Source organism: Nocardioides sp. (assembly GCF_036274455.1).
Lineage (GTDB): Bacteria > Actinomycetota > Actinomycetes > Propionibacteriales > Nocardioidaceae > Nocardioides.
In genome coordinates, this window is record NZ_DASUFR010000170.1 from 1 (window position 1) to 10,076 (window position 10,076).

General features: G+C 71.0%; 12 protein-coding genes, 1 pseudogene and 1 riboswitch. All 13 genes and pseudogenes read right to left on the bottom strand.

Annotation, left to right across the window (positions count from 1 at the left end; all coding sequences use genetic code 11):
* Window positions 1-592, bottom strand: a pseudogene (locus VFV89_RS16800) (glycine dehydrogenase (aminomethyl-transferring)); the annotation flags it as partial.
* A 194-nt stretch (window positions 593-786) separates the two neighbouring features.
* Window positions 787-906, bottom strand: a riboswitch (glycine riboswitch).
* Between the two features lie 131 nt (window positions 907-1,037).
* Window positions 1,038-1,646, bottom strand: a complete 609-nt coding sequence (locus tag VFV89_RS16805; RefSeq protein ID WP_414690397.1) for a MerR family transcriptional regulator — start codon at window positions 1,644-1,646, stop codon at window positions 1,038-1,040.
* Between the two features lie 240 nt (window positions 1,647-1,886).
* Entirely contained in the window at window positions 1,887-2,354 is a 468-nt protein-coding gene (locus VFV89_RS16810; protein WP_329707107.1) for a bifunctional nuclease family protein, read from the bottom strand.
* 415 nt (window positions 2,355-2,769) lie between these two features.
* Window positions 2,770-3,531: a MerR family transcriptional regulator gene (locus tag VFV89_RS16815; protein ID WP_329707108.1), complete on the bottom strand. Its 762-nt coding sequence runs from the start codon at window positions 3,529-3,531 to the stop codon at window positions 2,770-2,772.
* A gap of 7 nt (window positions 3,532-3,538) precedes the next feature.
* The gene (locus tag VFV89_RS16820) at window positions 3,539-4,096 is read right to left on the bottom strand and encodes an FHA domain-containing protein (protein WP_329707109.1); all 558 of its coding nucleotides are present in this window, start codon (window positions 4,094-4,096) and stop codon (window positions 3,539-3,541) included.
* Between the two features lie 161 nt (window positions 4,097-4,257).
* Window positions 4,258-4,644, bottom strand: a complete 387-nt coding sequence (gene gcvH / locus VFV89_RS16825; RefSeq protein ID WP_329707110.1) for a glycine cleavage system protein GcvH — start codon at window positions 4,642-4,644, stop codon at window positions 4,258-4,260.
* 52 nt (window positions 4,645-4,696) lie between these two features.
* Complete coding sequence (locus tag VFV89_RS16830; RefSeq protein WP_329707111.1) at window positions 4,697-5,512, bottom strand: DUF881 domain-containing protein; 816 nt, start codon at window positions 5,510-5,512, stop codon at window positions 4,697-4,699.
* Window positions 5,505-5,837 carry a small basic family protein gene (locus VFV89_RS16835; protein ID WP_329707112.1) on the bottom strand — a complete coding sequence of 111 codons (333 nt, stop codon included), beginning with the start codon at window positions 5,835-5,837 and terminating at the stop codon, window positions 5,505-5,507. Before VFV89_RS16835 ends, VFV89_RS16830 begins: the two co-directional genes overlap by 8 nt.
* On the bottom strand, window positions 5,834-6,724 hold the full coding sequence (locus VFV89_RS16840) for a DUF881 domain-containing protein (protein ID WP_329707113.1): 891 nt from the start codon (window positions 6,722-6,724) through the stop codon (window positions 5,834-5,836). Before VFV89_RS16840 ends, VFV89_RS16835 begins: the two co-directional genes overlap by 4 nt.
* Entirely contained in the window at window positions 6,721-7,323 is a 603-nt protein-coding gene (locus VFV89_RS16845; protein ID WP_329707114.1) for a CDP-alcohol phosphatidyltransferase family protein, read from the bottom strand. The genes VFV89_RS16840 and VFV89_RS16845 overlap by 4 nt, the downstream gene beginning before the upstream one ends.
* Window positions 7,324-7,433: 110 nt before the next feature.
* Entirely contained in the window at window positions 7,434-8,474 is a 1,041-nt protein-coding gene (locus VFV89_RS16850; protein WP_329707115.1) for a hemolysin family protein, read from the bottom strand.
* Window positions 8,471-9,874 (bottom strand): hemolysin family protein, encoded by a 1,404-nt coding sequence (locus VFV89_RS16855; protein ID WP_329707116.1) that lies wholly within the window; start codon window positions 9,872-9,874, stop codon window positions 8,471-8,473. Before VFV89_RS16855 ends, VFV89_RS16850 begins: the two co-directional genes overlap by 4 nt.
* Window positions 9,875-9,890: 16 nt before the next feature.
* Window positions 9,891-10,076, bottom strand: a 186-nt coding sequence (locus VFV89_RS16860; RefSeq protein ID WP_329707117.1) for a hypothetical protein, incomplete at its 5' end; no start/stop codon positions are given.

Here is a 10,076-nt window from a genome sequence, read left to right on the forward strand (position 1 = left end):
GGACGGCGCCGGACGCGCCGGGGTACTGGACCAGGACGCCGCAGAGCTCGCCCTCGGGGAGGCCGTCGGCCAGGTCGGCGACGACGACGTCGATGCCCATCCCCTCGGCGCGGGTGCGCACCACGTCGATGGTCTGCGGGAGCGCATCGGCGTCGACCACGAACGGGCCGGCGGCGTTGCGCTGGGCACGGCGCACCAGCGTCATCGCCTCGGCCGCGGCGGTGCCCTCGTCGAGCAGCGAGGCGTTCGCGGTCGGCAGACCGGTGAGGTCGGCGACGACGGTCTGGAAGTTGAGCAGCGCCTCGAGCCGACCTTGGGAGATCTCCGGCTGGTAGGGCGTGTAGGCGGTGTACCAGGACGGGTCCTCGAGCACGTTGCGGCGGATCACCGGCGGGGTGATCGTGGCGTGGTAGCCGAGCCCGATCATCGCCTCGGCCGGGTGGTTCTCGGCGGCGAGCTCGCGCAGCTCGCGGGCCACCGTGAGCTCGCTCTGCGGCTCGGGCAGGTCGAGGTCGGCGGTGGTCCGGATGCCGCCGGGTACCGCGGCCGCCATCAGCTCCTCGAGCGATGTGAAGCCGACCGTGGCCAGCATGGTCTCGATGTCCTCGGGACGCAGTCCGATGTGCCGGTCGACGAAGGGCAGTGCGCCGTCGAGCTGCGTTGGGTCGGGAAGGGCGGGCGAGAGGTGGTCTGACACTGGGTGGGCTCCTCAGAACGGGATCGTTCGGGCCCTCCCCCTCTGTCGTTCCCTGCCCAGGAGTCCAAGGCAGCGGGCTTCAGAGTTGCCTGTCCCGCACGGTCCTTTGCGCCTGAGAGGTTCCGGGGAGGAGTTGCCCCTTCGGCGCTCCGGTCGGGCACGTCCCCAACCTTGGGGACGCTGACCGGAGACTCTCCCGCGCGGGATGGTCAGCGCGCCCCATGCTACCCGCGCCGCCCGGCGGTTCGGTGATCCGGCGCGGCACCGGCCCGAACTGCCCAGATGACGCTGACCCGTCAGATCAGCTTCTGCCGGGTCAGCGGAGTCAGTGGCCGGTGGGTCAGCCGGTCTGACGTGCGGCCCGGCGGGCAGCGAGCTCGTCGCCGGGAGCCGGCTCGACGTCGTCGGCGGCCCGCTCGCTGGGGAGCTCGGCGAGGGTGCCCTCGATCTCGCGCCAGACGCCGCCGATCGCGATGCCGAAGACGCCCTGACCGCCCTGGAGCAGGTCGATGACCTCGTCGTTGCTCGTGCACTCGTAGACCGAGGCGCCGTCGCTCATCAGCGTGACCCGGGTCAGGTCGTCGGTGCCGCGCTCGCGGAGGAACTGGACCGCCGTGCGGATGTTCTGCAGCGAGATCCCGGCGTCGAGGAGCCGCTTGATCACCTTGAGGATCAAGATGTCGCGGAAGGAGTAGAGCCGCTGCGACCCCGAACCCGAGGCGCCCCGCACGGTGGGCTCGACCAGGCCGGTGCGGGCCCAGTAGTCGAGCTGGCGGTAGGTGATGCCGGCGGCGTTGCACGCGGTCGGGCCGCGGTAGCCGAGGTCGCTCGGCAGCGGCGAGACGTCATCGGTGAACAGCAGCCCCTGCTCCTCGGCGGCCTCGGTGGCCATGGCCGCGTCGATGCCGTCGCGCAGCTCGCCGGTGTCGTTCTGCTCGTTCACGCGCATCTCCTCCGCAAGGGCCGGTCCCGGTCAGGGTAGTCCGCAGGCGTCACAACCGTGGAACTACAACGGGGACAGTTCAAGGTACGGCCACGCTTCGGGCCGGTCAACGACCGACACCCGGTGTGTCTGACCCTCAAGCACAGCCTTAGACCTGTCGCTGCACTCATTCGGGCCCACCCCCGAGGTTGCGAGCGCAGCGAGCGTCGCCATGGTCGCGGGGCCGAAGCTCACGAGGGGAGAAAATCAGTGCGCGTCGAAGTCCTCGGGCGTCACCTGGTCGAGGAACTCCCGGAACTTCTCGACCTCGTCCTCCTGCTCGGCGGGCACCGCGAGGCCGGCCTCGTCGAGCACCTCCTCAGCGCAGAAGATCCGCGATCCGGTGCGCAGCGCGAGCGCGATGGAGTCCGACGGACGGGCGCTCACCTCGGCCCCGGAGCCGAAGACCAGGGTGGCGAAGAAGACGCCGTCACGAACTTCGGTGATCCGGACCTCGTCGAGGCTGTTGCCCGTCGCCTCGAGGATGTCCTTGAGCAGGTCGTGGGTGAGCGGGCGGGGTGGTACGACGCCCTGCTGGGCGAAGGCGATGGCCGTCGCCTCGACCGCGCCGATCCAGATGGGCAGGTAGCGCTCGCCGGAGACCTCGCGCAGGAGCACGATCGGCTGGTTGGACGGCATCTCGACCCGGACGCCCATGACATCCACTTCGCGCACACCTTCACACTACCCCCGCTGGATGAGCGCGACAGGGCGCAGCCGACGCTGCGGAGCTGGCTCTGGTGACTGGTGGGTGGTGTGGGCCGCCGCTCGCGCAGCACGCCGCAACCCGCCACCCGAAGGTTGCTGACGAACCGCTCGACGGAGCCAACCCCGGGCGGCGGTCAGCTGGCAACCCCGATCAACCCACCTCGGCCAGTTCAGGTTGCAGACCACCACTCGACGGAGCGGGACCGGTGCAGCGGTCAGCTGGCAACCCGACCAACCCACCTGGGCCACCCCCAGGTTGCCCACTGACCACTCCAGGGAGCCGGACCGGTGCAGCGGTCAGCAACCTGACAACGGAAGAACAGGCGCGGCCACTCCCACACGCCGGCACAAGAGCCCGAGGTATCGACCAGCTCGGTCGCGTTCAGAGCCTGCTCAGCCCCGCTTTGACCAAGGTGGCGTGCATGCGGACCGACAGCGCGGCCAGCTGGGAGACGGTGTCCTCGCGGCGCGCGGAGGCGGCCGGGTCCGAGGCGCGGCGCTGCGGGGCCAGGACCTGCTCGACCAGGCCGACCTCCCGGTCGGCCGCGGTCTTGAACGCGCGCAGGTGCCGCGGCTCGAGGCCGAAGTCCGCCAGCTCGCGCGCCGTCGTAGCGATGACCAGCGCGTCGGAGTCGTAGTGGCCGGTCCCCCGGCGCGCGGCCACCAGGCCGTACTGCTCCAGCTCGTCGAGCTGCTCCTCGCTGATGCCCGCGATCTTGACCAGCTCGCGCCGCGAGAGGCGCAGGTCGTCGTGGCGGCGGAACGACTCGGGGCTCGGCAGCCCGTCGGCTGACAGGGCGACGTCTGGCACCGTCGGAGTCAGGTCGACCAGCGGTGGCGGCTCGAGACCCCGGTCGATGGCATCGAGGATCTCGCCGATCCGGGCCAGCGGCTGGTGGTGGTCACGCTGCAGCACCAGGGCATAGCGCAGCCGCTCGACGTCGGCGTGGGAGAACTTGCGGTAGCCGGCCGAGGTCCGCTCCGGCGTCACGATCCCCTTCTCCTCGAGGAACCGGATCTTCGGGATGGAGATCGACGGAAAGTCCTCGCGGAGCAGCTCGAGGACCTCACCGATGTTCATCCGGGCACCGCGGGCCGCGACCGGGCTGCGGGCCGTCGAGGAGTCGGTGGACTCGGTGGCCATGGGCCGGTCAGCGGGTCTCGTGGCCGGAGAAGAAGACCAGCCGGTACTTCCCGATCTGGACCTCGTCACTGTCGGTCAGCTGGACGGTGTCGATCCGGTCCCGGTTGACGTAGGTGCCGTTCAGGGAGCCGACGTCGCGGACCGTGAAGGTATCGCCCTTGCGGTGGAACTCCGCGTGCTGCCTCGAGACCGTCACGTCGTCGAGAAAGATCTCGCTGTCGGGGTGGCGCCCGGCCCGAACGACGTCCTCGTCGAGCAGGAACCGCGAGCCGGAGCCGGGTCCACGCTGGACCACGAGGAGCGCGTGCCCGGCGGGTAGCGCGTCGACCGCGGCGGCGTCGACGGGGTTGAGGGCCCGGTCGCCGGTCTCGGTCTTGCTCGGGTCACCGGCGCCGCCGAGCTGGATGGTGGCGGTGCTCTCCCCCACGGGCTCCCCGGGGACCACCGGGTTGGTGGTGGTCGGAGCGTCGGCGCCCGCCGCGACGGAGACGAGCCGGGTGCCGCACTGGGAGCAGAACCGAGCGTCGTCCGGGTTGCTGTGCCCGCAGTTGGTGCAGAACGGCACTGCGCGCTCCCTCCGTGTCGGATCCACCACCGGGCTCGAACCCTCAGGTTGAGGGTGAGGCAGCCGGTGTCAGCGAACCTATCAGCCCGTGCGGCGTGCACAAGGCGAACTGCCTGCCCGTCGCACCTCGCGCCCGGTCAGGTGCGTGCCAGCCCGGCCCCTCAGCCGTCGAGCGTGGCTTGGTATGCGGCCGCGTCGAGCAGCCCGTCGAGCTGCGCGGGGTCGCTCGGGACGACCTCGAAGAGCCAGCCGCCGCCGTAGGGGTCGTTGTTGACCAGCTCAGGGGTGGCGTCGAGCGCCTCGTTGCGGGCGACCACCTCGCCCGAGACCGGCGCGTAGACGTCGCTGACCGACTTGGTGGACTCGAGCTCTCCGCACGTCGCGCCGGCCTCGACCGTGTCGCCCAGCTCGGGCAGCGAGACATAGACGATGTCGCCGAGCTGGTCCTGGGCGTAGTGGGTGATCCCGATACGCACCGAGCCGTCGTGCTCTCCCGGCTGGCGCAGCCACTCGTGCTCGGTCGTGTAGGACAGGTCGTCGGGGTACACGTGGTCTCCTCGGTGGACGCGGTGAAGCGGTATGGGCACGTTGTCCGGAACGTTACTGCTGGGCCTGTGCCTCGTCAGCCTCGGCCGCGTCGCGAGTCGTCTCGACGTCGACCGAGGTGACCTCCTTGAAGGTCAGCTCGGCGCCGTCGTCCTGGGCGAACTCGTCCTGCGGGCCGTCCGGGAACCGCAGCGCGGCGACCAGCGCATCGGGGTTGCCGATCACGTCGACGGTGAACGGCGGCTCGAGAAGCCGGCCGTCGACCAGGAGCCCGCCGGTGCCGTCCTCGAACGACGTCTGCGCGATGACCCGGACCTCGTGGTTGATCTGCATCGCCTCCGCGCCGGCGGTGCGCAGCGCCTGCACCATGTCGATGAAGGGGGCGACCCGGACGTGCCCGGACACCTCGTTGATCGTGATCGTCACACCCGGCCCGCGGACGGGGACGGTCCCGGCGAGGATGCTGAGCACCTGCGCCTGCTGCCGGGCCTGCTCCAGCGCCGCCTTGCGGGCGCTGGTGTCGGACTGGAGTTCGTCGCGGGTAGCCTCCAGCCGCTGGATCTCGCTCTCGGAGCGCTGGGTGGTGCCGGCCAGGCCGTTGAGGATGTCGATCAGGTCCTGCTCGCGCAGGCCGGCATAGGTGTCGTCACCCTGGTTGGTCCGGACCTGCGTGACCCCCGCGAACCCGACCAGGGCGACCAGCACCGCCACCACGACCTGGCCCCGCGTCGGACGGCTGAACGCCCGCCACAGCCGGCTGCGGCCGTCCTCGTGAGGCTCGGTCGGCGGCTCGGGCGGCACGTAGTCGAAGGCCCGCACCTCGCGCTCGACGGGGCTCTCCGGGTGCGGTGGCAGCTCGGTCTCAGGCATGGAACAGGTGCCTTCGGATCGCGGCCACGTTGGAGAAGATCCGGATGCCGAGCACCACGATGACGCCGGTGGCGAGCTGTCCGCCGACACCCAGCTTGTCGCCGAGGAAGACGATGCCGGAGGCGATGACCACGTTGCTCACGAACGAGATGACGAACACCTTGTCGTCGAAGATCCCGTCGAGGTAGGCCCGGAGACCACCGAAGACCGCGTCGAGGGCGGCGACGACCGCGATCGGGAGGTAGGGGTCGAGCGACACCGGCACGTCCGGGCGCAGCACCAGCCCGAGGACGATGCCGACGACGAGGCCCAGCACGGCGATCACGGCGCGTCCTCCTGGTTGGTGGGGGGCCTGCTCTCCTGGCCGGCGTACCGCAGCCGCAGCTGGGTCTCGGGGGCGGAGGGGAGGGCGAGGTCGCTCTCATTCTGCCGGTCGACCTGGAACCCGAACTCGTCGGTCAGCGTCTGGAACTGCTGTCCGGACGTCGAGGCCTGCAGCCGCCCGGCCATGCCGGCGTCGCCGATCGCCGAGACGACGTACGGCGGCGTGAGCGGTGAGCGGTTCACGGCGATCGAGATGTTGGAGTTGATGATCGCGGAGATGTTGGTGAGCCGCCTGCCGTTGATCGCGATCGCGTCCGCACCCGCCTGCCAGAGCCCGTTGACGAGCAGCCGCAGGTCGGTGGCACGGACCCGGCCGTCGGCGCTCCCGTCGGGGTTGTCGGAGACGGTGACCCGCAGCCCGGGACCGTGGACCGGCAGGAAGCCGGTGCTGATCTGGAGCGCGCGCAGCGCCACCGTGGCCTCGGCGAGATTGCCCCGGACCCGGCTGTTGGTCGACTGCAGGTCGCTGGTCTGTCGCTCGAGGCTGCTGACCCGGTCCCCGAGCGAGCGGAGCTCCTGCTTCCGCTCGTCGATCCGGTCGATGAGCGCGTTCCTGCTGGCCTGCTGGATGTCGGCGTCGCGCGAGGTCTGGATGGCGGCCAGGGCGATGAGCAGCCCGAACAGGCAGGTGACGACCACAGCGCCCCGCAAGCGGGTGCGCGGCGGCACGGGCGGGGCGGCACCGTTCGCAGCGCGACGCCGGGCTGCGTGGACGTAGTCCTCGTCGACGGCCTGGCTGGTGACCAGCGTGAGCAGTGGCATGGTCACCCGGTCCGGGAGCGGCGGCTGGCCCGGCTCCCGGATGGTGGGGGTGGTGTCGGTGGTCACTCGACCGCCGTCGCCTTGCGGGGCTCGGTCGTGCTGAGCAGCTTGTAGACCTGCCAGGCGTAGAGCACCCCGGCCCACCAGTAGAGCCCGACGCCCCAGATCGCGAACGCCCAGCCGAAGACCTGCGCCAGCCGGGCCACGATGTCGTCGCCGTCACCGAGCAGCAGGAGCGGGAAGGCGTAGAGCAGGTTGAAGGTGGCGGCCTTGCCCAGGAAGTGGACGGGCAGCGAGGTGTAGCCACGAGTGCGCAGGAGCGGGACCAGCCCCCACATGAGCAGGTCGCGCAGCGGCAGCGAGATGGCGAGCCACCACGGGATGACGTCGCGAAGCGCGAGGCCGATGACCACCGCCAGGATGTAGAGCCGGTCGGCCACGGGGTCCAGGATCTGCCCGACGACCGTGGTCTGGTTGAGCTTGCGCGCCAGCCAGCCGTCGAGGTAGTCGGTCGCTCCCGACACCGCGAGCACGACCAGCGCCCAGCCGTCCTCCTCGGGGCCGAGCACGAGCCAGAGGAACAGCGGCACGCCGGCCAGCCGTGCGGCGCTCAGTGCGTTGGGGATGGTCCAGACGCGCGTGTCGCGTGCTGCGTCCGTGGCCACCTGAGTCCCTGCTCTTCGCTCGCTGCCTGCCCGGAGGGCTCCGGGCTCGGACAAAGACTAATGCGGGCCACCTGACCCGCGCGGTCCCGCGCCCGTCCGCGGGCGGGCAATCAGACAGGGTGCGCCGCGTCGCGGATCTCGCCCACGAGCTCCTCGATGACGTCCTCGAGCGTGGCCAGGCCGAGCGTGGCGCCCTCGCTGTCGACCACCCGGGCCATGTGGGCGCCGCGGCGCTGCAGGGTCTCGAGCGCGTCGTGCAGGAGGTCGTCGTCCCGGACCGTCGCGAACGGACGGGTCCACTTGTCCTCGATCACCCGCTGTCGCCGGGTCTCGTCGGTCTCGAGCACGTCCTTGATGTGCAGGTAGCCCACCAGCTCGCCGTCGTCGGCCTGCACCGGGAACCGGCTGAAGCCCGTGCTGGCGCAGAGCGCCTCGACGTCCGCCACGGTCGAGCCGCGGCGCACGGTCGTCAGTGTCTCGGGGGGCATGAGCACGGTCGAGACAGGCTTCTCGGTGAAGCCGAGGGCACCCGCGAGCCGGTCGTACTCCGCCGGCTCGATCAGCCCCTCGCCACGGGACTCCTCGACCAGGGCCGCGACCTCCTCGCGGGTGTACGTCGACGAGACCTCGTCGGTCATCCGCACCCCCATCAGCCGGAGCACCGCGGACGCGATCGCGTTGATGACCACGATCACCGGTCGCAGCACGGTCACGACACCCCAGATCGGCGGGCCGAGGACCAGAGCGGCCCGGTCGGGTCCCGCCAACGCGATGTTCTTGGGGATCATCTCCCCCAGCACGACGTGCAGGTAGACGACGATCGCCAGGGCGACCGCGAACGAGACCGCGTGCATCAACGAGTGCGGCATTCCGGCGGCGTCGAAGAGCGGCTCGAGGAGGTGGGACACCGCCGGCTCGCCCACCGCACCGAGCACCAGCGAGCAGACGGTGATGCCGAGCTGGTTGACCGCGATGACCAGCGACATGTTCTCCATGGCGCGCAACGTGGTGCGGGCCATCCGCGAACCGCTCTCGGCCTTCGGCTCGATCTGGGTGCGGCGCGCGGAGACCAGGGCGAACTCGGCGCCCACGAAGAACGCGTTGCCCAGCAACAGGAGGAGCGCGACGACCAGCGCAGTCCCCCCGCTCATGCGTCGGCCTCCTGTGGCCGCTCCGGCTGGTCGGGCCGATCGGGCTGCTCGGGCCGGCCCGCCTCGGGCATCCGGAGGGTCAGCCGGTCGATGCGCAGGCCGTCCATGTGCTCGACGGTCAGCGTGACCATCCGCTCGCGCGGCCGGTCGTCGTCGTCCTGGCCGGGGTCAGGGACCGGCACCTCGGCGATGTCCCCGGTGCTGGGCACCCGGCCCAGCACCTGCAGCACCAGCCCGGCCACCGTGTCGTAGTCCTCACTCTCCGGCAGCGCGACCCCGGTGAGGTCCTCGACCTCGTCGGGCCGCAGCAGACCGGAGATCACCCATGACCCGTCGCGTCGTCGCTGGGCCTGGTCGCCGAGCCGGTCGTGCTCGTCGGCGATGTCGCCGACGATCTCCTCGATGACGTCCTCCAGCGTGACGATGCCGGCATGGCCGCCGTACTCGTCGAGGACCACCGCCATCTGGAAGCCGTCCTCGCGGAGCAGCGCCAGGAGCGGGTCGAGACGGAGCGTGTCAGGCACCACGATCGGCTTGACCATGAGGTGCTTGACGCGGGTGGTGGCCCGCTCGTGCACGGGCAGTGCGACGGCGTTCTTGACGTGCACCGTGCCCACGACGGTGTCCTCGGCGTCGAGCACCGGGAACCGCGAGTGTCCGGTGTCGCGGGCCAGCTCGATGACCTGCAGCGCGCGGTCGTTCTCCTCCAACGAGACGGTGCGCACCCGAGGGGTCATGATCTCGCCGGCGGTGCGAGAGCCGAACTCCACCGACCGCTCCATCAGCTCGGCGGTGTCGGGGTCCAGGGTGCCGACGGACGCCGAGCGGGCGATCAGCGAAGCGAGCTCGGTCGAGCTCCGGGCGGACCTCAGCTCCTCCTGCGGCTCGATCCCGAGCCGGCGTACGACGGCGTTCGCCGACCCGTTGAGCACCCGGATCGGGCCGCGCACCACTGCGGTGAAGCCGCGCTGGAACCGTTGCGTGGCCCGGGCCACGACCATCGGCTTGGCCAGGGCGAGGTTCTTCGGCACCAGCTCGCCGAAGATCATCGTGACGACGGTCCCGAACAGCAGGCCCACCGCCGCCGCGATCGGCGTGACCCAGCTCTCGGGGACGCCGAGACGGTCGAGCGGCCCGTCGATGATGTCGGAGACCGCAGGCTCCGCCAGGAATCCGATCGCCAGGTTGGTGACCGTGATGCCGACCTGGGCGCCGGAGAGCTGGGTCGAGAGCGACCGGAGCGCCTTCTGGAGCCCGCGGGCGGTCGAGTCGCCCGCGGCGGCGTCTCGCTCGACCTGCGCGCGGTCGACGGTGACGAAGGAGAACTCGGCCGCGACGAAGACCCCGCACGCCGCGACGAGTGCGAGCGCGAGCACGAGCAGCAACAGGGAGGTCGTCACGGTGCCTTGAAGTCTGTCATGCGACCGGCGAGGTGCCGCAGACCCGACTCCCGCCGATCGAGCCCGTCGAGATGTCCGCAGCCCGGACACCCACGCCACCACCGCTCATCGAGCCCGTCGAGATGTCCGCAGCCCGGACACCCACGCCACCACCGCTCATCGAGCCCGTCGAGATGTCCGCAGCCCGGACACCCACGCCACC

Bases quoted from the DNA above. Each gene is read 5' to 3' on its own strand.
- VFV89_RS16815 (WP_329707108.1), bottom strand. From the start codon at position 3,531: ATGGCCACCGAGTCCACCGACTCCTCGACGGCCCGCAGCCCGGTCGCG.
- VFV89_RS16830 (WP_329707111.1), bottom strand. From the start codon at position 5,512: ATGCCTGAGACCGAGCTGCCACCGCACCCGGAGAGCCCCGTCGAGCGC.
- VFV89_RS16805 (WP_414690397.1), bottom strand. From the start codon at position 1,646: ATGCGCGTGAACGAGCAGAACGACACCGGCGAGCTGCGCGACGGCATC.
- VFV89_RS16850 (WP_329707115.1), bottom strand. From the start codon at position 8,474: ATGAGCGGGGGGACTGCGCTGGTCGTCGCGCTCCTCCTGTTGCTGGGC.